This window comes from Agrobacterium sp. InxBP2, from assembly GCF_026191755.1.
Taxonomy (GTDB): domain Bacteria; phylum Pseudomonadota; class Alphaproteobacteria; order Rhizobiales; family Rhizobiaceae; genus Agrobacterium; species Agrobacterium pusense.
Window position 1 is genome coordinate 35690 of sequence record NZ_JAINDY010000028.1, and the last position, 23531, is coordinate 59220.

Annotated in this window: 26 protein-coding genes and 2 pseudogenes; 16 read left to right on the forward strand and 12 right to left on the reverse strand. The window is 59.0% G+C overall.

The genetic code is table 11. From position 1 onward, the window contains the following. Positions 1–4 precede the first annotated feature (4 nt). Positions 5–154 (forward strand): annotated as a pseudogene (locus K7A42_RS11535) (ATP-dependent DNA ligase); the annotation flags it as partial. A gap of 594 nt (positions 155–748) precedes the next feature. Then, entirely contained in the window at positions 749–1642 is an 894-nt protein-coding gene (locus K7A42_RS11540; protein ID WP_174151433.1) for an alpha/beta fold hydrolase, read from the forward strand. A gap of 109 nt (positions 1643–1751) precedes the next feature. On the opposite strand, the gene K7A42_RS11545 is transcribed toward K7A42_RS11540, so the two are convergent. Both K7A42_RS11545 and K7A42_RS11550 read right to left on the reverse strand, forming a co-directional pair. Beyond that, on the reverse strand, positions 1752–2186 hold the full coding sequence (locus K7A42_RS11545) for a cupin domain-containing protein (protein WP_282455191.1): 435 nt from the start codon (positions 2184–2186) through the stop codon (positions 1752–1754). Positions 2187–2196: 10 nt separating this feature from the next. Next, entirely contained in the window at positions 2197–3006 is an 810-nt protein-coding gene (locus K7A42_RS11550; RefSeq protein WP_282455192.1) for an SDR family NAD(P)-dependent oxidoreductase, read from the reverse strand. A gap of 442 nt (positions 3007–3448) precedes the next feature. Here K7A42_RS11550 and K7A42_RS11555 point away from each other — a divergent pair, with 442 nt between their 5' ends. Further along, positions 3449–3949 carry a helix-turn-helix domain-containing protein gene (locus K7A42_RS11555; RefSeq protein ID WP_174151436.1) on the forward strand — a complete coding sequence of 167 codons (501 nt, stop codon included), beginning with the start codon at positions 3449–3451 and terminating at the stop codon, positions 3947–3949. Positions 3950–4128: 179 nt separating this feature from the next. Here K7A42_RS11555 and K7A42_RS11560 read toward each other — a convergent pair whose 3' ends face one another. Continuing rightward, complete coding sequence (locus K7A42_RS11560) at positions 4129–4524, reverse strand: response regulator transcription factor (protein WP_202049065.1); 396 nt, start codon at positions 4522–4524, stop codon at positions 4129–4131. Positions 4525–4651: 127 nt separating this feature from the next. Next, positions 4652–5266 (reverse strand): response regulator transcription factor, encoded by a 615-nt coding sequence (locus tag K7A42_RS11565; protein ID WP_174151437.1) that lies wholly within the window; start codon positions 5264–5266, stop codon positions 4652–4654. 195 nt (positions 5267–5461) lie between these two features. On the opposite strand from K7A42_RS11565, the gene K7A42_RS11570 reads away from it, so the two are divergent. Next, entirely contained in the window at positions 5462–8014 is a 2553-nt protein-coding gene (locus K7A42_RS11570; RefSeq protein ID WP_282455193.1) for an MFS transporter, read from the forward strand. Positions 8015–8091: 77 nt separating this feature from the next. On the opposite strand, the gene K7A42_RS11575 is transcribed toward K7A42_RS11570, so the two are convergent. The 4 genes from K7A42_RS11575 to K7A42_RS11590 all read right to left on the reverse strand — a co-directional run bounded on the left by K7A42_RS11575 (position 8092) and on the right by K7A42_RS11590 (position 11539). Beyond that, complete coding sequence (locus tag K7A42_RS11575; RefSeq protein ID WP_282455194.1) at positions 8092–9240, reverse strand: L-dopachrome tautomerase-related protein; 1149 nt, start codon at positions 9238–9240, stop codon at positions 8092–8094. Between the two features lie 127 nt (positions 9241–9367). Further along, positions 9368–10081 carry an SDR family oxidoreductase gene (locus K7A42_RS11580; protein WP_282455195.1) on the reverse strand — a complete coding sequence of 238 codons (714 nt, stop codon included), beginning with the start codon at positions 10079–10081 and terminating at the stop codon, positions 9368–9370. Positions 10082–10131: 50 nt separating this feature from the next. Further along, the gene (locus K7A42_RS11585) at positions 10132–10440 is read right to left on the reverse strand and encodes a putative quinol monooxygenase (RefSeq protein ID WP_006699252.1); all 309 of its coding nucleotides are present in this window, start codon (positions 10438–10440) and stop codon (positions 10132–10134) included. Between the two features lie 76 nt (positions 10441–10516). After that, the gene (locus K7A42_RS11590) at positions 10517–11539 is read right to left on the reverse strand and encodes a zinc-binding alcohol dehydrogenase family protein (protein WP_282455196.1); all 1023 of its coding nucleotides are present in this window, start codon (positions 11537–11539) and stop codon (positions 10517–10519) included. 116 nt (positions 11540–11655) lie between these two features. Between K7A42_RS11590 and K7A42_RS11595 the strand changes: the two genes are divergently transcribed. The 7 genes and pseudogenes from K7A42_RS11595 (at position 11656) to K7A42_RS11625 (ending at position 17239) form a co-directional block, all read left to right on the forward strand. Then, positions 11656–12057 carry a winged helix-turn-helix transcriptional regulator gene (locus tag K7A42_RS11595; RefSeq protein WP_006699254.1) on the forward strand — a complete coding sequence of 134 codons (402 nt, stop codon included), beginning with the start codon at positions 11656–11658 and terminating at the stop codon, positions 12055–12057. Between the two features lie 53 nt (positions 12058–12110). Next, positions 12111–13073 carry a GlxA family transcriptional regulator gene (locus K7A42_RS11600; RefSeq protein ID WP_174151440.1) on the forward strand — a complete coding sequence of 321 codons (963 nt, stop codon included), beginning with the start codon at positions 12111–12113 and terminating at the stop codon, positions 13071–13073. 139 nt (positions 13074–13212) lie between these two features. After that, positions 13213–13752: a carboxymuconolactone decarboxylase family protein gene (locus K7A42_RS11605; RefSeq protein ID WP_282455197.1), complete on the forward strand. Its 540-nt coding sequence runs from the start codon at positions 13213–13215 to the stop codon at positions 13750–13752. 138 nt (positions 13753–13890) lie between these two features. Then, entirely contained in the window at positions 13891–14649 is a 759-nt protein-coding gene (locus tag K7A42_RS11610; protein ID WP_174151442.1) for an SDR family oxidoreductase, read from the forward strand. 59 nt (positions 14650–14708) lie between these two features. Next, positions 14709–15956, forward strand: a complete 1248-nt coding sequence (locus K7A42_RS11615; protein ID WP_282455198.1) for an MFS transporter — start codon at positions 14709–14711, stop codon at positions 15954–15956. 366 nt (positions 15957–16322) lie between these two features. Then, positions 16323–16406 (forward strand): annotated as a pseudogene (locus K7A42_RS11620) (ATP-dependent DNA ligase); the annotation flags it as partial. 59 nt (positions 16407–16465) lie between these two features. After that, complete coding sequence (locus K7A42_RS11625; RefSeq protein ID WP_282455199.1) at positions 16466–17239, forward strand: SOS response-associated peptidase family protein; 774 nt, start codon at positions 16466–16468, stop codon at positions 17237–17239. An 83-nt stretch (positions 17240–17322) separates the two neighbouring features. Here K7A42_RS11625 and ada read toward each other — a convergent pair whose 3' ends face one another. Together ada and K7A42_RS11635 are read right to left on the reverse strand one after the other, a co-directional pair. After that, positions 17323–18345, reverse strand: coding sequence for a bifunctional DNA-binding transcriptional regulator/O6-methylguanine-DNA methyltransferase Ada (ada, locus tag K7A42_RS11630; protein WP_282455200.1), 1023 nt, complete (start codon positions 18343–18345; stop codon positions 17323–17325). Next, the gene (locus tag K7A42_RS11635; protein WP_022557096.1) at positions 18345–18749 is read right to left on the reverse strand and encodes a YybH family protein; all 405 of its coding nucleotides are present in this window, start codon (positions 18747–18749) and stop codon (positions 18345–18347) included. Before K7A42_RS11635 ends, ada begins: the two co-directional genes overlap by 1 nt. 176 nt (positions 18750–18925) lie before the next feature. On the opposite strand from K7A42_RS11635, the gene K7A42_RS11640 reads away from it, so the two are divergent. The 4 genes from K7A42_RS11640 (at position 18926) to K7A42_RS11655 (ending at position 21193) form a co-directional block, all read left to right on the forward strand. Beyond that, positions 18926–19438, forward strand: a complete 513-nt coding sequence (locus K7A42_RS11640; RefSeq protein WP_022557095.1) for an RrF2 family transcriptional regulator — start codon at positions 18926–18928, stop codon at positions 19436–19438. 12 nt (positions 19439–19450) lie between these two features. Then, positions 19451–20203, forward strand: a complete 753-nt coding sequence (locus K7A42_RS11645) for an SDR family oxidoreductase (protein ID WP_022557094.1) — start codon at positions 19451–19453, stop codon at positions 20201–20203. A 15-nt stretch (positions 20204–20218) separates the two neighbouring features. Further along, the gene (locus tag K7A42_RS11650; protein WP_282455201.1) at positions 20219–20656 is read left to right on the forward strand and encodes a cupin domain-containing protein; all 438 of its coding nucleotides are present in this window, start codon (positions 20219–20221) and stop codon (positions 20654–20656) included. Between the two features lie 90 nt (positions 20657–20746). Beyond that, positions 20747–21193, forward strand: a complete 447-nt coding sequence (locus K7A42_RS11655) for a carboxymuconolactone decarboxylase family protein (RefSeq protein ID WP_282455202.1) — start codon at positions 20747–20749, stop codon at positions 21191–21193. A 64-nt stretch (positions 21194–21257) separates the two neighbouring features. Here K7A42_RS11655 and K7A42_RS11660 read toward each other — a convergent pair whose 3' ends face one another. Further along, positions 21258–22181, reverse strand: a complete 924-nt coding sequence (locus tag K7A42_RS11660; protein ID WP_282455203.1) for an SDR family NAD(P)-dependent oxidoreductase — start codon at positions 22179–22181, stop codon at positions 21258–21260. 61 nt (positions 22182–22242) lie between these two features. Here K7A42_RS11660 and K7A42_RS11665 point away from each other — a divergent pair, with 61 nt between their 5' ends. Continuing rightward, positions 22243–23178: a LysR family transcriptional regulator gene (locus K7A42_RS11665; RefSeq protein ID WP_416220907.1), complete on the forward strand. Its 936-nt coding sequence runs from the start codon at positions 22243–22245 to the stop codon at positions 23176–23178. A gap of 181 nt (positions 23179–23359) precedes the next feature. On the opposite strand, the gene K7A42_RS11670 is transcribed toward K7A42_RS11665, so the two are convergent. Next, the gene (locus K7A42_RS11670; RefSeq protein ID WP_282455205.1) at positions 23360–23509 is read right to left on the reverse strand and encodes a hypothetical protein; all 150 of its coding nucleotides are present in this window, start codon (positions 23507–23509) and stop codon (positions 23360–23362) included. Positions 23510–23531: the final 22 nt, after the last annotated feature.

Below are 23531 nucleotides of genomic sequence, written 5' to 3' on the forward strand. Positions count from 1 at the left end.
GCCCCTCGAAGGCATCGTCGGCAAGCCTCTCAGTCAGCCCTATCGCTCCGGCCGAACCGGCGATTGGGTGAAGATCAAATGCGTTGAGAGTGAAGCCTTCATGGTCGGCTACGAGCAATCGGCAGCATCGCCAACGGGCTTCGCATCTCTTATGAGCGGCGGCAAGGTTGTCGGTCGCTTCGACGGCGCAATCGACAATCCCAAAGCTGACGTCACGACGGCTGCCAGCTACGACCTTCTGGCGCGCCCGCAGCTCGCCGATGAAATCGAGGCCGCGTGATAAAGCGCTGACTTGTCCGTTGCGCGCCTCCTATTGTGGCGCGCGGCGGAGCCGTTCACAGACATCTAGCCGGGTTTGACTTCGTCCCGCCTTGGCTGGCCGCGACCCTACGGTGGGACGATCCACGCGGCCAGCAGACGTTAATGCATTAATTTGCGGTCCGGACGTCAAGATCTCGCGGGAAAAGCACCTGCTTCGGGCGCGCTGAGGCTTCCGTCCACAGTGACAAGGCCAACAATCCTTCCGGGTCGTCCCATCGAACGGTGCGTCCAGATCGGCCCGCCGGACGGGCGAAACCACTCTGCAGCAAGAAGAATGATCAAGCGTCGGTTTCTACTCCACAGATGCGCCACCACTTGACAGGGCACCATAGCCGCCTCCCGGGAGCTTGCTCGAGGAAATTTACACTGTAGCCTAACGAGCACTCGATCGGGATTACCTACAACGAATTCGAGAAAGAGGATCTTCATGCGGACGGCCAATACCAGCACGCTAGAAATCGCATATTTCGAACATGGTTCTTCGGAAGGTTGGCCTGTGGTGGTGAGCCATGGGTTTCCATATGACATTCACGCTTATGACGAGGTTGCTCCTCGTCTGGCAGACGCAGGAGCGCGAGTGATCGTCCCTTACCTGCGCGGCTTTGGTCCAACGCGCTTTCTATCGCGCTCATCAATGCGCAGTGGCCAACAAGCCGCTCTTGGAAAGGATGTCATCGACCTGCTGGATGCTCTTGGCATCGAAAAGGCTGTCCTGGCGGGTTACGACTGGGGCGGTCTTGCCTCTTGTGTCGCATCAGCGTTGTGGCCGGAAAGAGTGGCTGGACTGGTGTCCTATGCTGGCTACGACATCATCGATGTAAAGCGTCTTGGCCATGCCTATCAGCCCAGCCTCGAACAGGCAGTCTGGTACCAACATCTGTTCCAGCACGAGCGCGGGCGTGAATGCCTGTCCCTGCATCGCCGCGATTTGTGCAGGATCCTATGGAAGCAGTGGTCGCCGACGTGGGCATTCGACGACGAAACGCTCGACAGGACCGCAGCCTCGTTCGACAACCCTGATTTCGTTGACGTAGTTATCCACTCCTACCGTTTCGATTTCGGGACTGAACCGGGTGACCCAGCGCTTGCTGACCTGGAGACGCGACTAGCCAGCAAACCACCCATCACCGTTCCTTCGATCACCATTGACGGGACGCAAGACCCGCTGAAACCAGGCGGAACGGCGGATCATGCCCCCATGTTCAAAGCTCGACACGAGCATCGGGTCGTTGAGTGTGGGCACAATTTACCCTGGGAGGCACCACAGCAGTTTGCCGACGCTGTCATCACGGTTCACGCTTGGAGCGGGACAGTGTCCTAGACACTGCGTCGCTTGCGTCGGATGCATGAGCCGCGCCAACCAACGAGGCGCTGCTTCAGACGGCATTCAACACAGTGCCATCCGAGACAGATGCAAAGCTTGCATGGGCTCAGACCACTGGGCGTTCCCGTTGCGCGATGAAGGTTTCGGGTGTTCCGTCATCGCTGTTGACGAAGACGATATCCTTCGGCTCCCGGCGTGGTGTGTCCACGGACAGAAATACGACCGGCTCCTCAATGATCTTCGGCAACGCATGAACCGTGCCCTTTTCGAAGAAGAGCAAATCTCCCGGTTTGAATTCCGCCTCAGTTGAAGGGTCTTCGATCCAGAAGGTCCCTCGGCCAGAGAGCACGTAGAGGTACTCGTCACAGCCGCGGTGATAATGCGGGGGCGTTCCTCTGTAGACACGGAATACGCGTGAACTCGCCGCGGCTGTGTCGGTCAGATACTCGTCTATCAGAAGCGTATCGGCCGCCTGCGGGAATTTCGCGATGATCGACGCAAGATCGAAACGGGCCGAGCGCGCGTTTGTCTTCGTGGGCATGACAAACTCCTTACGCGGCCAGTTCGGATGCGCCGGCATAGCGCGGAGCCGGATGAACATTTGAAAGATGCGGCAGCATGATCTGACGGGCGGCTTCATATGCCTCCCATTCCGCACCGTCCTGGAGCGAAGGAATTGTCACCTTTTCCTGGCGGTCGAGGCCGAGAAGGGCGGAATCAACCAGATCCGCAGTGCTCATCAGCCACTCGCTCGGAAGGTTGCTGACGCCGACGCCCGCGACATCCCAGAATTCGGTCGATGTGGCGCCCGGCAATACCGCCTGAGCACGGATGCCCTTGGAGGAAAGCTCATGCTGCAGCGACTGGGTGAAGGCCAGCATATATGCCTTTGTGCCGCCATAGACGCCGTTGAGCAGCTCCGGAGCGATCGCCACAATGGACGCAATGTTGATGATCGTGCCGCCACCTCGCTTGACCATGCCAGGCACGACGGCATAGGTCAGACGCGTTGGGGCTGTGACGTTGGTGGCAATCATTTCGGCCATTTTGCCGATATCGCTCTCCAGAAGCGTGCCGGCGCCACCGAAGCCGGCATTGTTGACAAGAACAGAAATGCTCTCGTCGCCTGAGAAACGCGCCTCGAGCGTAGCGAGATCAGCGTCCTTGGTAAGATCGGCGGTCAGAACCGTTACCCTTGCATCGTGAGACTTGCGGATACGCTCGGCGACGGCCTCGAGCTTTCGCTTGTTTCGCGCGACCAGGATGACGTCGTAACCACGCCTCGCCAGCCGATCCGCATAGGTCGCGCCGATACCAGAAGATGCGCCTGTGATGACCGCGGTCGTGTTTTCAGTGCTCATGTTTAAACTCCTTCAGAGGCAATAAGAACGGCACCGGAAAGCTAGAGCGGACGCAGCCGTGAATATTTGACGATACATTCACTGCTCGTAAGGCGAAGATGGACCGTCTTTGCGAGCACAATCATCGAATTGATCGCCAAGTCGGGTTCCCACCCTGGAGGCATACTCGCATCATCCGGGCGCCCCCGTGGACCATGTTGACGTCGTCAAAGTCACTTCGGTCGCAGTTCTGCCTTCAGTCAAAGCAGATCTTGGATGGCCCCAGAACTTTCGGTCGCCCGGTTCGGGATACGCCGATCCAAACCATCGAAAAGAGTGACTAACATCTTTGGCAGCGGCACCCCATCCAAAGGTTTGGGGTTGTGCGCACCTGAGTTCAATCGCCAAATCAAGGTACGTTGGGCAAAAAGAGATCATTGAGTTTAACCAAGGAGTTAACGAGATGATCGCTACCGCAAACATATCTTGGACAATCAATGCCGATGCCGTGCGCCCCAGCATCGCCACCGGTGTTCACCCATCAGCTGTGGATGCCGACATCGCCAAGATGCCCGCCCTCTTCCCGGACGCGAGCACCGAAGTTGTTCGTGGCGGGCTCGCTCCATGGCAGTACAAGAAGGTGTTAAAGTTCATCGAAGAGAACCTTTCTGAAACGATCAGGATCGAGGAACTCGCAGATACTGCCCGCTTGAGCTGCAGTCACTTTTCTCGTGCTTTTCGGGCAACGGCCGGCCAGTCGCCGTACGACTATGTTCTCGGTCGCCGGATGGCTTTCGCCAAGCAATTGATGGCGCAGACAGACGCTTCCCTCAGCCAGATTGCCCTTGATTGCGGAATGTCGGACCAAGCTCATCTTTGCAAGGTGTTTCGCCGCACCTTCGGGACGACGCCAAACGCATGGCGAAAGCCTCAGCGGACGGAGGCGAAACACACGCTTCACTGAAAACATATCGACAGTCGTCGCTGCCGGCATGCCCGCGGCGACGCTTGGTCTCACGGCTGAACGACCGACAAACCTGTAATCGCCTCTTGCCGGCGCTTACAGGTTTTTTGTTATGGATGGGCGTGGTCTACAGGGACTTGTTCTCGACCAAAGGATTGAAGTTAAAGTGGCACTGCTTCTCAGGCGCCCTCAAGGCAGCGAATGAGATCATCGGCGAGAATTGGCTTTTGGAGGAGCTCCCTGGCTCCGCTCGTTATGGCGCGCTGCCGCAGCATGTCGTCCCGTAATGCTGTCATCATGACGACTGGAATACCGGGATGCTGGGCGCGAACGACGTTTTGCAGATCAAGGCCACTCATGCCAGGCATATTGATGTCTGTTAAGAGGACATCGACGCGCTTCGTGTCTGGAGATTGCAAAAACGCGTCTCCAGATCCAAAGGCAAGGACATCGTAACCCATTGCCTCGAGGAAACCGGATGTGGCCTCAAGCAGCGCCTCGTCGTCATCAACGATAGCAATGGTTTTCTTGCCGAGGAACACCGGCGCCGTCCTTTCCGCAACACGTTCAGTCATCGCTGTAAATAGCCTGTCGATGGCCTCGCGATAGTTATACGATCGTATGGCCATATGCCGAAACGATCATAAACAGGCCCGACCAGCAGGCTAAAGGTACGAATGCATCTCGTGAATTTTGGTTGCGTCAGCCGGCTTTCAGCAGCTCCGCCTTGCGGACCAGGTCTGCGACCGAGCCCGACTTCATCTTGCGCATGACGTTGCCGCGATGAATTTTGACGGTGATTTCGCTCAGTTGCAGCTCATGGGCGATCTGTTTGTTCAGCAGACCTCGGATGACAGCATCCATGACCTGTGTTTCGCGCGGCGTCAGCGTGGCGGCAAGCTTGGATATTTCCATCGTTGCAGACAACTGAGAACGTTGCTCCCGATCTTTCTCGATCGCAGCAGTTACGGCATCGATGATATCCTGATCCCGGAATGGCTTCTGCAGAAAATCAAGCGCTCCCGCTTTCATCGCTCGGACAGTCATCGGGACGTCCCCATACCCGGTCATGAAAATGATCGGCTTCCGATTACCGGCTGCCGCGAGTTTGGTCTGTAACTCGAGACCGCTGAGCCCGGGCAGCCGCACATCGAGAACCAAGCATCCGGGGCGATCGGGCACGGCCGCGGCCAAAAGTTCGGCGGTAGAGCCAAACCCGACCGAAGCGATCCCAACGGACCTGAGGATTTCGCCGACGCTTTCCCGCATCCCTTCGTCGTCGTCAACGATGGTAACAAGGGGTGTTGCGTCGGTCATGCGTTCTCTCCAGGCAAACTCGGCTTGCGGATGTACGAAACGTCGTCGTCAAATCTTCCTACAGAGCTTCAGCCTTACGCGCCATAGACAGAACGCCTACTCCACGCGGTATTTGCTCCTTAGAGGTGCAGACAGGTCCGCGAAGTGCTAACAGAAATCTCGCCAGACCGATCAATCATTTTAGCGACACATTTCATGGCCGATGTCCTGCCAACCGAGACCTCCACCTTCCGTTCGACAGGTGGAGGAACAACCAAACCGATCGCGGTAACCTCGCGAATTCTCGTGTCGAGCCTCATCGGGACGTCCGTCGAATTCTACGATTTCTACATCTATGCGACTGCCGCAAGCTTGATATTCGGGCCACTCTTCTTTCCGGCTTCCGTCTCATCGCTGGAGCTGATCGGAGCCTATGCAAGCTTTGGCATCGCGTTCATGGCGAGGCCGATCGGAGGCGTTGTCTTCGGGCATTTTGGAGATCGGGTGGGTCGCAAGGCCACCCTCGTAGCGTCGCTATTATTGATGGGCCTCTCAACAGCTGCGATCGGCCTTCTTCCAAGCTACGCGGTCGCGGGTTGGCTAGCCCCCGCCCTCCTCTGTCTGTTGCGTTTCGGCCAAGGCTTGGCGCTCGGGGGAGAATGGACAGGCGCTGTCCTGCTGGCGCTGGAAAATGCTCCTCCTGGATGGCGGGCCCGTTTTGCGATGTTCGCACCGCTCGGTGCACCGATCGGCTTCCTCTTGGCCAATGGACTATTCCTGTTGCTGACGGTTTCGCTGACCCCGGCGGAGTTCGCCAGCTGGGGATGGCGCATTCCCTTCCTCGTCAGCCTTCCGCTTGTAGGCTTTGGCCTCTGGCTGCGCTTCAACCTGGTCGAAACCCCCGAATTCACCGAGGCGGTCGCTGAGACAAAGCCCGCACGCGTGCCCCTTGTTGAGGTCGTGCGCGATCATTCCTCCCAGCTCATCATCGGCGCTTTCGGTGTCGTCGCATGCTTTTCTCTTTATTATGTGGTGACCGCGTTTGCGCTCGGCTACGGCACGACAAGCCTCGGCTATACAAGAGCTGAATTTCTTGGAGTGCAGCTGATTGCCATCTTGTTCATGGCAGGCTCGATCATCGTCGCCAGTTGGCTTGCCGATCGGCTGAGCCACGAACGAGTATTGATCTGGGGATGCGTCGGTACAATCCTGTCAGGCATCGCCATATCGCCGATGATGAGCAGTGGCTCGCTGTCGACGATCTTCCTCTACCTGGCTCTTTCTCTCTGTGCCATGGGCTTCGTCAACGGACCGCTCGGCGCCTGGCTGCCGAGCTTGTTTCCCGCCCGTGTCCGATATTCCGGCACCTCGCTCGCCTTTAACATTGGCGGTATCGTGGGTGGCGCCTTTTCTCCTGTGATCGCTCAGACGCTTGCCTCCACCAGCGGCCTCCTCGCAGTCGGTTTCTACCTGGCGATCACCGGCGGACTGAGCCTTGTCGCATTCGATGCGAGCGCGCGCGCCCGAACCATGCATGCGCTCACGCAAAGTGAGAAGCGCTATCGCGCTATTTTTGAGCAGAACCATGTTTCCCTTTGTGAACTCGACCTATCAAGGCTGCGTGAGAAACTCGATGAGATAGCTCTGGCCAATGGTGGCAGTGTCAGAGACTTCTTCGAACGTCATCCGGGCTCTGCCGACGAATGCGCGGATCTCATACACTTTGTTGACGTCAACGACGCCACAGTGAAGTTATTTGCTTGCAGCTCGGCAGAAGAGCTCCTCGGTCCGATGCGCCGGTTTCTACCGACCAATGCGGACACGTTTCTTTCGTTGATATTGGCGGTGGAGGATAGCGCTGAACGTTATGAGAAGGAGTTACATCTGCTGACCCGTGAGGGCAAACCGGTTACGGTTCTGTTTATTGCAGCACTGACGACGGATCGGGACGCTCTTGACCGTGTCGCTTGCGCGATGATCGATGTGACTGAGCGTGAGCAAGCGAAGGAGGCACTCCTTGCGGCCCAAGTGCAGCTTGCCCGTGCCGGTCGGGTGGCAACCGTGGGGGCGGTCTCCGCCACTATTGCGCACGAGGTCAATCAGCCGATTGGTGCCGCCGTGATGTTCGCACAGGCTTGCATCCGCTGGCTGAAATCTGAAACGCCGGACATACAGGCAGCCCATAACGCAGCCGAGAAGGTTGTGCAGCACAGTATGCGCGCCAGCCAGATCATTCAGCGTACTCGCGAGCAGATCAAAGGAAATCAGCCTCGACCTGAACCTGTCGATCTCAAGGAGCTTATCCTGGAGGTGATCGGACTGCTGGAGCGAGAGGTCACATCTTCCGCGACACGCATCAAATCGATCTTTGCGCAACTCGACCACGTGGTCCTCGCCAACAGGGTGGAAATGCAGCAGGTGATCGCAAATCTCGTCACGAACGCCATCCACGCGATGAACGAGACCTCACTGGAGAGGCGGGAACTGAAGCTGGTTACCGATCAAGTTTCAGACGATACCATAAGGCTGACGGTCCGCGACAACGGGACTGGGATCCGACAAGACAATCTTACAAAACTGTTCGACCCATTCTTCACAACCAAGTCCGAAGGCATGGGCGTTGGCCTTTCAATCTGCAAGACGATTGTTGAAGCACACGGCGGCTCGCTGGCCGCTCGCAACCATCCCGACGGCGGGGCCGTGTTCGAGATGATCTTGCCCCAGGCAATGACGCCCAGTCATGGAGCCTCAGCCATTCCTGCGGTTTGATACGAGTTACCCGCTGAAATCAGAGGCGATGGGGGCAATCATCGCCGCTGATCGTAATGCAAAATCAGTTACGCCAATTACTTGTTCAACAGAACCGGGCCAGCTTCGATCTTGATGCGGAGCAGCTTGTAGGGCTTCTTGCGCATGTCGACGCCCTGATGGAAACCAGCCTGCTTGTCGAGCTGGTTGGCGGTAAAGTAGAGGTAGCCGTCCGCCGCTATAGAGAGAGTATCCGGCCATTGGATCTCAGGGGAATGGACGAGCGTCGACCACTTCCCCTTGTCGAGCACCCGGATACTGTCATGCTCGTAGTCGCCACCGTAGACGCGGCCCTTGTCATCTGTCTCCAGTCCATCGGAAGCACCCTTGAGCCCAAGATCCTTGACCTTGGCGGAAAGCTGCTTTCCGCTGACGTTCTGGTCGAGCAAAGCCGCCGTCGGTATAGAATAGAGATGTCGTCCAGACACCGCCGAGTAATAGAGGGTTCCGCCATCGGGAGAGATGGCAATTCCATCACTGGCGATTTGAATCTTCGAGGGTTTTCCGCCCTTCGGGCGGTTCATGAACTTCTGGCCGTCGACGACAGCGATGAAATCCTTGTCAGCCGACGTACTCGGGTCGCCTGATAGGCGACGGAAGGCCTTCCCAGACGCAAGATCGACAACGATGATGCCGCCGGGACCCGTCAGGGAGCTGTCGGTCACATAGGCGACACCCTCCGAACCCCTGGTCAGATCGAAACGGACATCATTCACATAAGTCGTGTCGAGGATAACGTCAGCTGGGAAGACGATGGTCTTGACCACCTTGTTGGTCGCGAGATCAACGGCGACCAGCTTGGCGCCGCCCTGTAGCGGCGGCTTGAAACCGGGTGCCGCGGTGTCAAGGATCCACAGACGGTTGGCCGGATCAACGACGACGCTCTGGACGCTAATCAGGCTCTTGGCCGGATTGACCGGGTCAGCTTTGTTGATTTGCGCATCAGGGTAGGCAACCGCCTTGCCATCGATCCATTCCGCCACAGTGAAGGGTACGTCGTCACCCCAACGTGGGTAGTTGATGAAGATGCGGCCGTCACGTGCGACGGTAACCCCGGTCGGCATTGCGTCGTTAAAAGTCGCGACGGTTTCAAGCTTAGGCGATTTATCTTCAGCAAAAGAGCGGCCAACGGGGACTGCCAGCATCAAGCCAGCGGCGGACAGCAACAACAGCGTTTTCTTTATCATCGAGATCTCCATAGAGCACAGCCCATCGATCCCGGCCGGGCGGAGCGCGCTGGGCCGGAAGGGCAAGTTTCGAGACAGTTGCACGGACAAGGCCGGTGCAAAATTTGCTTTCAATAAGAGGTCGGTTTTATGCGATGGCGCCGCCGCCATCGACACGAACATTGGAGCCGGTCGCAAAGGGCGTTGCCATGAGGAAAAGCACTGCATTGGCAATGTCGGTCGACTTCCCGATCGTCTTTGCCGGCAGATTTGCCGCGACCTTGGCAAACATTGCGCCTTTCGCGTCCTGGTCCATTTTCGACCAGAGGGGCGTATCGATCAGGCCAGGCGACACGGTATTCACCCGGACCGGTGAGAGTTCCAGTGCAAGGCCCCGCGCTAAGCCTTCAAGCGCGGCATTGATGGCGCCCTGCAGCACCGACGTGGCCGACGGCCGCTCGCTGAGGAAACCCGAGACCAGGGTCAAGGTGCCACGTTCGGTGAACCGGGCGAACCGGGCCACGCGATAGGCGCCCCAGAATTTGCTCTCCATCGCCTGTTGCGCGTCTGCAAGCGCAAGCTTGCGCACAGGTCCCGTAGGCGTCTGTGCCGCTGACACGACGATATGATCGAACGGATTATTTGCGCTGAAAAAGGCTTCGAGCATGTTTTCGTCCGCTGTATCGAGAACTGCGGATAGAGCCTGAGGTCCCAGCGACTTCAGCGCCTCGTCAAGCTTGGGACGTGACCGTGAGGCGATCGTGACGGCAGCACCGGCTGCGACTGCCGCCTCTGCCACGGCCAAGCCGATGCCCGAACTGCCGCCAACAACGAGAATGCGGCTGTTTGCTAGAGATGCCATGTTATTACCCTTCCTGCCTCACTCAATCGCGAGTTCGGCAATATCTGGTTTCAGAGGAGCTGCTGAAGGCGTTGCAGGTGCAACGGTTCCGCAAGAAGCACATCAAGACGAGCCGCCAGCGATTGGAACGGGGCCGCCTGCGCATGAGCTTCGAGAGCGGTGCCATCGCGCCAGCTCTCCAGCATCACGGCTGAATCAGGGTCGTCGCGGTCCACGGTCAGATCGTAGAGCAGGCAGCCATCCTCCTTTCGCACTTCCGGCACGATTGCCTTCAATGCATCAAAGAGCGCCGACCGCTGCTCCGGCTTTGCCTTTAACCTTGCAACGAGGTGAATAACCTCCGAAGCATTCTCGTCCATTGTCCTATCCTCTTTCACGGTGACCATCGCCCGAAGATCGGGGCGGCAAGACGACTAATCTTCCGCCCTCGCCTCTTCACTTGGCCTCGAAACCTTCGAGCACGAGCTTGCCTTTGGTCTTTCCACTTTCGATCGTCGTATGGGCCTTTTTCAAGTTCGCGGCGTTTATGGGATAAAGCGTCTCAGTCACGGTTGTGTAGATCTTCCCCTCGTCGATCAGCCGGGAAACCTCGTTCAGCAGCTTGCCCTGTTCGGCAATGTCGGCGGTCTCGAAGATTGAACGCGTAAACATCAGCTCCCAATGGATCGATGCAGCCTTGCGCTTGAAGCCAAGGACATCGAGGCTGTCCGGGTCGTCGATCAATCCGAAGCGGCCCTGCGGCGCGATGAGCTCGATAATCTCCTTCAGATGACGATGGGTTTCGGTCGTGGAGAAGACGAAGGCCGGCGCGCCGATACCGAGGGCGGCAACCTGTTCGGCAAGCGGCTTGGAATGGTCGATGACGTGGTGAGCACCGAGGCTTTTCACCCATTCCTGCGTTTCCGGACGCGACGCCGTGGCAATGACTGTTACATTGGTAAGCGCTCGTACAATCTGAATTGCGATGGAGCCAACGCCACCCGCACCGCCGATAATGACGATTGCGTTTGCCGCACCTGGCACGGGCTTGCGAATATCCAGCCGGTCAAAGAGCATTTCCCAGGCGGTAATGGCCGTCAGCGGCAAGGCCGCAGCTTCTGCGTTCGACAGTGTCTTTGGCTTAGCCCCAACGATACGCTCATCGACGAGATGAAACTGGCTGTTGGCGCCGGGTCGGATCAGCGAACCGGCATAAAACACCTCGTCGCCGATCTTGAAGCCTTTCACGCCAGGCCCGGCTTCAACCACCTTGCCGACGGCATCCCAGCCGAGAACCTTCCATTGACCTGCTTCCGGATTGGCGTTTTTGCGAACCTTTGTATCGACCGGATTGACCGAAATCGCCTCGACCTCGACGAGAATGTCGCGGCCCGCCGGCGTCGGACGGGGAAGTTCGATATCCTGCAAGGCGTCGTCCCGTTCGATGGCGCCTGCTGTCTGGTAACCGATTGCTTTCATGATTTTGCTCCTTTGATCAAAGCGGGATTGCTGATTGATATGGTACCAAAATGGTCTATATTCGCAGGAGTGCAATACGCACAAAGAACGCACGTAGTATCAAAAAGGATACTGTCATGGCAAAAGCCAGACACTCCCGATTCGATTGTTCCCCCGGCTGCTCGGTCGAGGCGGCGATCGGTCTTATCGATGGAAAATGGAAGTCAGTGGTCCTTTTCCACCTCCTGTCCGGCACGTTGAGGTTCAACGAGCTCCGCAAGCATATCGTCAAAGTCACGCCACGCATGCTGACCAATCAGTTGCGTGAGCTTGAGGACGACGGGCTGATCGAGCGGAAGGTTTATGCGCAGGTCCCACCGAAGGTCGAATACAGCCTTTCGGAACTTGGCCGCAGCATGGAGCCGATCCTGCTTGCACTCAAATATTGGGGCGATGCCAATATTAGCCTCTATGGTAAACCTCGCGGCGTTGATCCGCGGGAGGCGAAAGTCACGAAGCGTGGCGAAGCCCACGCCTGAGAGCTCTATGATCTAGCGTGTCCGTCAATTACGGACCCGAGGCGGAAGTCGATATGCGACGCATTGGTTTCATTATGGAAGATGGCTTCCAGGTCATGGGCATGGCCGCCCTGACTGCCTTCGAATTCGCCAATGACGCGCTGGGCGAGGAAATGTACCGCCTGACGGTCATGTCCGAAAAGGGTGGCACAATCCGCTCGTCACTTGGCATCCGTATCGAGACCGAACCGCTCAGCGACTTTCCCGATACGCTGATGGTTGTCGGAGAACTCGTTCCTAAGCCTGCGCCTGCGAGACTGCTTGCCTATATCCGCGATGCTGCGAGCCAGTCGCGTCGCGTCGCCGGCGTCTGCACCGGGGCCTTCCTTTTGGCCGAAGCGGGCTTGCTGGATGGTCGCACCGCGACCACACACTGGGCCCATGCGAGAACACTGCGAGAGCGCTACCCGGCAATCGCAGTCGACGACGACAGGATCTTCGTCCATGACGACAACATCTGGACCTCTGCCGGCATGAGTGCGGCCATAGACCTGACGCTCGCCATGATCGAAGACGATCATGGCGCCGAACTCTCGCGCCTTATCGCCCGCAAGATGGTCGTCTATCACCGCCGGCCCGGCGGCCAATCACAGTTCTCCGCCCTGCTGGAACTTGAGCCTCGTTCGGATCGCGTCCGCCGGGCTCTTGTCTATGCAAAGGAGAATCTTCGCAATCCTCTGACAGTGGAGGAGCTCGCCGAAGCCGCAAGCCTCAGCCCGCGCCAGTTCAGCCGTCTGTTTCGTGACGAGACCGGCCAATCGCCGGCGAAGGCAGTGGAGCGCCTGCGACTGGAGGCAGCCAAGGCCATGCTGGAAGACGGTCGCCACCCGATCGAAATTGTGGCAAGGGATACGGGCTTTGCCGACCGAGACCGAATGCGCCGTGCCTTCCTACGCTCCTTCGGGCAGCCGCCGCAAAGCCTTCGCCGCAGCTTGCGGATGATCGACGGTGAACGTGCCGAGGAATTCGCCGCCTGAAGTTTCTCGAATTGTTCGATCCGATCACGCTATGAGCCCGGCCCGCCAATAGCGATAGGCCATCACCATCGATAGCAGGAAGTTACAAGCTTGACGCTCTCCTGCCGCGCATCATCGCGGCGCTTGAAGGAGATCAAACATGTCAGCAATTTCAACACTTTCAGACAACGAAGTCACGCCGCATGTGGCAGACGTCTTTGCCTCGGCAAAGGCCACCATGGGGAAGGTCCCTAACCTCTACCGGGTCCTTGCCCATGCACCGGCAGCCCTCGATGTCTATACCGGAAGCAAGGGATTTCTGCGCAATGGCGTCCTTTCCGCCGCGGCGCAGGAGCAGATCGCTATCGCCATCGCAACCGCAAACGGCTGTGATTATTGTCTCGCCGCACATACTGGCGGAGCACGCGCGGCAGGGGTCAGCGCCGAAGACCGCGCCAATGCCCAAAAGGGGCGAACGTCCGATCCGAAGATCCAGGCGATTCTCGATCTCGCTCTGGCAATCAATGCCACCCACGGACAGGGAGCGGCTCCAGCGCTTGAGGCAGCCAGAGCTTACGGTCTGACCGATGCGGAGATCCTTGAGACGATTGCCCACGTGGCCGTCAACATCCTCACCAACAGCGTCAACAACACAGTGGGCACAGTCCTCGATTTCCCGAAGGTCGAGCGCGTCGCCTGACAATGCTTCATCCCGATCATGCTAGCTGTATGTCCTAAAATGACGTTTAGATGTCATTTCAGACATCGAGGCTATGAGGCATGATCTTCCCATCGAAGCACCGCTTCCATCGAAACCCAGATCCAAAGGAGAGCTTTCATGCAACTTGAGAACAATACGATCTTCATCACGGGCGGCACATCCGGTATCGGCCGCGCACTGGCGGAATCTTTTCACCGCCTCGGTAACAAGGTCATCATTGCCGGCCGCCGCAAGGCGCTGCTCGACGAGGTCACCGCCGCCAACCCCGGCATGGAAGGAATTGAGCTCGATATCGCCGATCCTTCAGATATCGAGCGCGTAGCAGCCCGGCTGATCCGCGACTATCCGTCGCTCAATGTCCTCGTCAACAATGCCGGCATCATGCCTTTCGACGATGCAGGCGCAAAGATCGATGACGCGCAATCGCGGCGGATCATCGACACCAACCTACTCGGCCCGATCCGTCTGACTTCTGCGCTGATTGATCATCTCAAGGCTCAGCCGAAGGCTACGATCATCCACAACACGTCTGTCCTGGCCTATCTGCCGCTCGCCTCCACTGCGGTCTACTCCGCCACCAAGGCTGCGCTGCACTCCTACGCTCTGTCGCAGCGTTTTCAGCTGCGCGACACCAATGTCAGCGTCCAGGAAATCGCGCCGCCATGGGTCGACACCGATCTGATCAAGAAGAGCGGCGATCCGCGCGCAATGCCGCTAGACATCTTCATCGAGAAGACGATGAAGGGTCTCGGTACCGAAGCCGAGGAGATCTATGTCGATGAGATCAAGGCCATCCGCGACAATCCCGGAAGCGGGGAGCACGCGCTCTTCAACGCCTTCAACGAATCTCTGGTCGCAAATCCGATCCCCGTCTGACACGACAGGCCGAGGCCCGGTTGCGGACAAGGCGGCCGGGCATTCGGCTGGAGGTTACCATGCTGCAGAAACATGACTTGAAATCAGCCATTCCCATTAACGGCGGGGATCTCGGAGGGCCCGAGCCGTCCATGCTACCGGCATGGTTCCTGGCGCTTGGGACCTTCGCAATCGGTACCGAAGGGTTCATGATCGCACCATTGTTGCCGACCATCTCAGCCGATCTCGGCATGAGCCTGTCGGCAACCGCCATGCTGGTTGTTGTCTTTACCCTGGTATTGGCGCTCAGCTCGCCGATCGCAACGGTCATCACCGGTGGCTTGCGTCGGCGGGACACGTTGTTGCTTGCCATGATGCTCTTCACGGGCGGCAATCTGGTTGCGGCCTTCGCGCCCGGGTTCGGCACGCTGATATTTGCACGCATCCTGATGGCGGTTGCCGCCGGTCTCTATGCGCCGAACGCCAACGCGCTTGCCGGAATGATCGTGCCGGCAGAGAAAAGAGGACGCGCACTTGCCATCGTCAGCGGCGGCATGACGATCGCGATCGCACTTGGGCTTCCGCTTGGCTCGATCATCGGCCACGCATTTGGCTGGCGCTCGACATTTCTCATGGTCGCCGCCACGGGGGCTGCCGCGATTATCGGCATCCTGGCAGGTGTCGGACGCAACGCGGGGGCTCACATGGTCATCGCGAGCCTCGACGAGCGTATCGGCGTGATCCGTCAGGCACCCGTGTTGAAGCTCCTATCGGTGACGCTGTTCTGGTCGATGGGTGCTTATACGGCCTATCCCTATATCGCACCCTATCTCTCGCAGACACTTGGGTTAGCCGACAGGGGCATTGCGGCAACCGTCACGCTTTGGGGCGTATTCGCGGCGCTCGGCGTCTTCACCGGCGGCGCACTGAACGATCGGTTCGGGTCGCTCAAGGTTGCGAAGCTCTCGCTTATCGCGCTCGCGCTCTCTTTCGCCGCTTTGGCTGTGGCCACAGTACTTCCGGACATGGGTGCCGTTTTGCTGGCACTTCTCGCCGTCGCCGGATGGGGGTTCAGTGTCTGGTCCTTCTTTCCCGCGCAGATGGCTCGACTGATCGTTGCTGGAGGACAGAGCCACGCCTCCGTCGCACTCTCCCTCAACACATCTACTATGTATCTCGGCTTTTCCATCGGCAGCGCGATCGGCGCCGGGATCATCGCGATTGGCAATGTCTGGATGATCGGTGCTGCGGCTGCCGTGATGGAATTGGTTGCATTGGCTCTCGATGAAATCTGGAAGCGCAGACAATCCCGACGGGAACGGCGTTGAACCTGGATCAGAGATGGCGGCACTGCAGATGTCTGTGGTGGCGCCATCAGTGAAGAGACCGCATTGGGCTCGCATATCCCGATGGGATTACGTGAAATCTGTCCACGCGGCCGAGAGCCGCTGGTCGTCGACTTGGTTCAGCCTCTGGGACAGCGCGGTCGCTATATTGGTATAAGCATCGCTACCCAGAACCAGCCGTAGAGCCGCCGTGGGATTGTCGGTTGCTTCGATGATAGCGGCGGCAATCTTTTTAGGGTCTCCGATGGGGTTGCGAGCAGGATCTCGCAGGACCGATCCGAGAGAGGCGATGGGAGTTTGCTCATATCCCGGAGGCGTGTTGGATAGATGCTCGGCTGCAGCGACGCGACTGGGGACGGTAAACTACGGCATGCTTCCTACAAGGGGCTGCGGGAACGGCAGGACAATGCCGACGTTTACAAGCTAGACTAGACACGCAGGCGTACGTCACCGGACAAACTGCATTCGGTCGCAACGGAGGAATTGCTGCCATGTGCAATCTTTATCGCATGGAAGACAAGGACTGGGTCTCGAAATGGGCCCAGGATGCCGAGAGCTTTATCAACCTGATGCCGGCGTATCAGATGAACCCTGACCAAATGGGGCCCATCGTCCGCAACACTGCGGATGGCAAGACGCAGCTTGTGCATGCGCGATGGGGCCTGCCCTCACCGATTTTCCTGCAAAAGAAGGCTGCGGAAGCAAGAGCGGATAAGCTTAAGGCCAAGGGCAAGGCCGTCGATATCAACGAACTCATTCGCATGGAGCCCGACCGTGGTGTGACCAATGTTCGCAAGCTCAACCTGCCTCACTGGACGAGATGGTTCGGCGTCGAGCACAGGTGTCTCGTGCCCGTCACCAGCTTTGCCGAACCGGATCCGGCGAGCCAACAGGACGGTGGCAATGTGCCCAATGCATGGTTTGCGCGCGACGAGGCAAAATCGCTGATGTTCTTCGCCGGTATCCACGTGCCGCAATGGAAAAGCGTCCGCAAGGTGAAGGATGGAATGACCACGGACGATCTCTATGGCTTCCTGACCACGGATCCGAACGATCTTGTGAAGCCAATCCACGAAAAGGCCATGCCTGTTCTGCTGCTGACGAAAGAGGAAACCGACGTCTGGATGCGAGCACCTTGGGAGGAAGCAAAGCAACTCGCCCGCCCACTACCAAACGATGCGCTCATCATCCTGTCACGTGAGCCCTACGGATCTTCAATCGTATCGAAATCTGGCGAGCCGGTGGAGCAAGACGGTCTGGTGTAACCGATTAGCCGTTTCGCTCGGCAGCAGCACTCCACAATCGGGTCAACCACCGCGGCGCAGTTGTGCGAGAACATGATTTCAATTTAATGTCGTCCCTCTCTTCGCAGCAGCTCAGCCTTCCGCTCGATTCCCCAGGTATAGCGGAATGACGCTCCATCTTTTCTCACAACACGGTGGCAGGGAATAGCGATGGCGAGTGGATTGCTCGCGCAGGCGCTAGCCACAGCCTTACCGGCCTTCGGATATCCAACCCTAGCTGCAAGATCTTCATAGCTGATGATCTCGCCCGGAGAAATATCTCGCAACGCAAGCCAGACGCGACGCTGGAAGGTAGTCCCACGCAGGTCGAGCGGCAAGTCGAAGCCGACCTCTGGGCGCTCAACCATTCCAACAACCTTGGCGACGGTGTCCTCGTATCGTTCGTCCCCTCCGACAAAGTTCGCGTTTGGAAATCGATCCTGAAGATCTGTCAGGAGGGCGGCAGGATCATCCCCAAGGAGAATTGCCGCAACGCCCTTGGCGCTCGATGCAACCAGGATCGCACCAAGCGATGTCTGGCCGACTGCAAAGTGCAGCGTTTCCCTGCGCCCGCCCGCCCTGTAGTCTGCCGGAGCCATTCCGAGCGCGCGGCTGCATACCGCGTAGAATCGTCCACTGGAACCGTATCCTGCGTCATAGAACGTCGATGTAATGGTCCTGCCCGGTTTTAGTCCTTCCCGGACGAGTTGAGCCCTCCTCTCGAGCATGTATGCTCGCGGGGTCATTCCCGTGTGTGCACGGAACGTTCGGTGGAAGTGCCCTTCACTGATCCCCAGGGCGTGCGCGAGCGCCGCGACGGTCGGCGAGCTGTCTCCGGCATCAATCAGCTTGCACGCCTCGGCGACCAGATCGGCATTCCTCCTTGCGAATTCCTCATCATTGGGACGGCATCGCAGGCACGGGCGAAAGCCTGCTCTTTGTGCGTCGGAGACGCACCCGAACCAGCGCATGTTCTCTGGCCGGGGAGGACGGGAGATGCAGGTCGCCCTGCAGTAGACGCCGGTTGTGAGGACGCCGCGGAATGCGAGCGCTGTCGCTTCGGTCAGAACTTCCGCGGCATCCGTCATCAGCCGGCGCTCCTCTGCATCGAGCCAAACGGGTTGTCGATGAGGTAACGCCACAGGCCGTCCGGGCCACGGCGGGCGATGTCCGTTGCGGTCGCCACCATGTTGATCTTCGTGCCGTCCCGCGCCGTGCCGATATACGACCAATCGAGAATGAGGGACGCGATGTCGCCCGCCACGAACAGGTGACGCTGCGTGATCGACATCTGAAGGCCGAGGCTGAAGTACTTGGAGAGCTCCCTGCCGATCGCCTCCCTGCCGACGTGAGCGACCCCTGCGGCGTCTACGATCAATCCTTCCGGGTCGTAGAAACCGAGCATGGTGTCAACGTCGAGCGAGTTCAGGTGTGCAAGGAGCGCCGGGACGATACCTTCCGGCGTCGAGGAGAGTGCGAGCTTGGTAGTCATTCGATGTCCTTTGTTGTTGTTTCCGCTCTTGCGAGCATCGTGACAATGGGCGGACTTCCAGCCGTCGAAACTCCGTTTTCTGATCTCATATTCGCAATTTCGAGCACTTGATGTGATCACGGGTTGACTCCGATCAAAATCATAGACATTTTATATCCACGATTAGGAGATGCAACATGAAACTGAGCGAAGGCGTCGAACAGGCGATCCACTGCACGGCATTCCTGGCGGGGCTGTCGCAAGACGGCGTGCTGTCGGCTGCAGCACTGGCCGCACTCCACGGCGTGTCGACAAGCTATCTGCTGAAGCACCTGCAGGCGCTGTCCGGCGCGGGCATCGTCGCGACAACACCAGGGCCGAAAGGCGGCTACAGGCTGGCCAAGGCCCCACGCGAAATCAGCCTCCTGGATATCGTCCTCGCGGTCGAGGGACCGGCGCCCGCCTTCCGGTGCGCCGAAATCCGCCAGCGAGGGCCGAACCCTCTTCCGCAGCGCTATTTCACAAAACCCTGCCAGATCAACGCCGCGATGCTGAAAGCCGAGAAAGCGTATCGCGCAGAACTCGCCAAGGTGTCCGTTGCGGACCTTCTGGCGGATCTCGGCGCAGACGACGACGGTGGTATCGCCGCCCGCGGATGCGCCTTCCTCGAACTCCACGAACGCAAGACGGGCAATCGCGCCTCGTCATAGGAGAAAGCAGAAATGAGTAAGATAAAGAAGGTAGCAGTCATCGGCGGCACGGGCCTGATCGGCTCGAAGGCAGTGAAGCTGCTGCAGGATGCCGGCCACGAGGCCGTCGTCGCAAGCTCCCGCAACGGCATCAATGCCTATACGGGAGAAGGACTGGCCGCTGCGCTAGCGGGCGCCGACGCCGTCATCGACGTTTCCAACATGATGTCGTTCGACAAGACTGTGATAACCGACTTCTTTGCAACGTCGAGCAGCAACCTGACGATCGCAGAAAAGGCCGCGGGCGTACGCCACCACGTCGTCCTTTCCATAGTCAACGCCGATCAGCTCGCGGCCAATCCCTACATGGCCGGCAAGCTGGCGCAGGAGGAGACCGTCGCGGCGTCGGGCCAAGGGTACACCATCGTCCGCGCGACGCAGTTCCATGAGTTCATCGAGACCCTGGCCGGCGCTTATGCGGCGGACGGCGCGGTGAAAGTGCCGGATACCGACTTCCAGCCGATCGCGGCCGACGACGTCGCCGCTGCTCTGGTGGAGGCCGCGCTCGGCGAGCCGAGGAACGGAACCGTCGACCTTGCCGGACCTGAACGGGGACCGTTCGAATCTTTCATCCGGACTTATCTTGATGCCAGGGGCGACGCTCGTCCGGTCAAAGCCGACGAGGCCGTCGACTACTTCGGCGCTCCCGTTGTCGCAGGCTCACTGGTTCCCGGCGGAGACTACATCAAGGGCCGGATCACTCTCACAGAATGGCTCAAGGCATAGGCAGAGAGGCACATCATGAAGACCATCTTCTATGCCGCTACGGCACTTGCGGTCGCTCTGGCCACAGCTTCCGCTCATGACGTCGTCAAGCCTGGACTTGTGTACGACACGAAGGACGCAAAGGTGACGCTGGTTTACGAGCATCCCCTCCCGGACGTTCCCGGCAAGAGCGTCAAGGGCGTGCTCGTCGAGTACGGCCCCGGCGGCTACAGTTCCGCTCATACGCATGCAAGATCCGCCTTGATCTATGCGACGGTTCTCGAAGGCGCGATCCTGAGCGCCGTGAATGGTGGCGAGACGAAGACCTTCACTGCCGGCCAGAACTTCACAGAGCTGCCGGGCGACCGCCACGACGTCAGCGCCAACGCCAGCAAGACCGAGCCGGCGAAACTGCTGGCGGTCTTCGTCGTCGATACTGATGACACCGCCCTGACGACGCCGCGCAAGCCGTAGCGCTACCTACCAGACTACCCCTCACCTAGCACAAGCAACGACGGTTTCTCCGGCGAACGGAGAACCGTGTCTACGAGAAAGGAAAACAATATGTCCCGCATGAACTGGTCCGAAGTCGCCCCCGAGGGTGCCAAGGCGCTCTTCGGCGTCCATCACTACGTCACCAAGAAAACGAACCTGCCTGAAGAGCTCATTCATCTCGTCTTCCTGCGCGTGTCGCAGATCAACGGCTGCGCCCATTGCATCGACATGCACAGCCGCGATCTGCGCAAGACGATGTCCGTCGATAAGATCACGCTTGTTCCTGTCTGGGACGAGGTGCCTCACCTGTTCAGCGAGCAGGAACGAGCAGCACTGGCCTGGGCCGAGGAGGTGACCAACGTCAGCCAGACCCACGCGTCTGACGAGGCTTATGCCGCAGCCGCAGCCGCTTTCGAACCGAAGGACCTCGTCGATCTGACCATCACGATCGCCGCAATGAACGCCTTCAACCGCTTGGGCGCGCCATTCCGGCTTCCGGTGGCGGCCAAGGCCTGATCAGCGTCCGGTCATCGCTCGACGAGCACCCTGCCGGTCCGGACAGGTCGACAGGGTGTTCCGCTCACAGTGGCAACCCCAGCATCCGCGTCGCGATCTCCCAGAGCCGGACCGCGTTGTCCTCATCAACGGCGTATCTGGCCACGCCTTTGAAGGGCCCAGATCCCCGCTCGTCAACGACCGAGGCCTCCTGGCAATCGTCGAAATATCTACCGGAAATGCCTTCGACGAGCGGCGAACCCGCCAGCAGCACCGACGTGGCTGCTCCCTGCTCTATTGTCTTGCGCAAATGCTCGGGGGTTCGCAGGCCTCCGGTGTGCTTCTGAAGCCCCGTGGCAATCGCTCCGGGATTGAGCGCGTTGGACGTTATCCCGTCGCTGGCCCAGTTCTTGGCGATCCCAACGGACAGCAGGATGCAGGCTGTCTTCGATTGCCCATAGGCAAGCAGCGGATCGTATGGAATGAAGCGGAAGTCCGGATCGTCCCAGAACACGGGCGCGAACAGGTTGCCAGTCGAGGCGACGGAAACGACACGGGCACCATTTGCCTTGGCTAGATGCCGTCGCAGCGCTAGCGTGAGTGCGAAGTGCCCCAGATAGTTCGTCGCGAACTGCATCTCCCGTCCTTCCGCAGTCCGCTGGATTTCCGGAATGGCCATGACGCCTGCATTGTTGACGAGGACGTGCAGAGGGTCGTTCCAGTTCTCAGCAAATTCCTGGACGGAAGAAAGATCGGAGAGGTCGAGCCGGCGAACACGCAGCCAAGCCTCGGGCATACTCTTTTTCAGCTCAGCGACTGCCTTCTCCGCCTCATTCGGGCGGCGGGCTGCAATCGTCACAGCAGCTCCCGCGGCAGCGAGAGCGCGGCTCGTCTCCAGCCCGATGCCAGCGGCGCCACCGGTTACGATGACGTTCCGGCCGGCGAGGTCGACGCCTTCCAGAACGTCGGCGGCCGTAGATGAAAAGCCGAACGGTATCGGTAAAGTCATTGTTGTACTCCTTCAGTAATCGACTTGTCCCAAAGATAAGCGCATGGCATTCATGAACTAGATGACCACCGTTACACGCAATGATGAGATAATTCGAACAGTGGGCTTGCTCCCTCCTGGCGAGCTAGCGGCCTTCCTTGCCGTCGCCGAGCACGGAGGTTTTCGCGCTGCGTCCCGAGTTCTGGGCCAGACGGCGTCGGCGCTGAGCCACGCAGTCGCCGGACTGGAGAGACGTCTCAAAGTGAAGCTCTTCCACCGTTCGACGAGGAACGTCTCGCTGACGGAGCCTGGGCGGAGACTTGCGGAGCGGCTCATGCCGGCGCTCAGCGAAATCGGAATGGCGGTCGATGAGCTTCACGACCAGGCCGCCTCGCCGTCCGGGCTTGTACGGATTAACTGCGACGCCAACGCCGCCGAGCAGTTGCTAATGCCGCTGTTGACGCGCTTCATGAAGCTGCAGCCGGCAATGCGCTTCGAAATCCGGTCCGAAGGGCGACTGGTCGATATCGCCGAAGGAGGTTTCGACTGCGGCATCCGCGCGGCGGAACTCGTCCCCGGGGAGATGGTCGCAATCCCGATCGGTCCAGACCAGCAGCACATCGTGGTGGCATCGCCCGCCTATCTCGACAATGCGCCGCTTCTCGAAAGTCCGTCGGATCTCTCGCTTCACCAGTGCATCCAGCTCCGCATGGCGGGCGGGTCGATTTATCGCTGGGAGTTTCAGCGCCGCGGCGAGGAGGTCGTCGTGGCGACGACCGGCAACCTCGTGGTCGACCAGTCCCGACTTCTTCCGGCCGCGGCTCTGGACGACTGCGGCCTCGCCTATGTCACGCGATGGATGGCCGAGGAAGCACTTGCGGACGGGAGACTCCGGCAGGCGTTAGCCGAGTGGACGCCGCCCTATCCTGGCCTCTGCCTTTACTATCCCAGACACCGCCATATCGGAGGGGGGATGCGGGCCTTTCTGGACTTTCTGAAGGCCAATCGATCGATCTAAGCTCTTGAAGGGACTCGAACCATCGTTCCTGTCATTCGTTGGCCATATTCGAATGAAACTTCCCAACGCAGCCAACCACTTGCTCTGAGCAGCCGGTGGGTCTGATGGTCATCACGAAGTCAGAAAGCGCCACCATCTCCGCAAACTCGGCAGCTTTTCTTCCGCTTGTCGTCGTCGTTCATCAGGGCACCTTCACGAGGGAATTCTCGGCATACTCGACGAAGAGGGCCGTCATGTCGACCAGCGTTGTGACAATAGGTGGCCGGTTCCATTTGTCGCTCTGAACCTCGATATGGTTTGCGTCCTGGGTGTGCATGTATTTCGAGTGCATGATCCGGTCGCAGAGGCCTTGT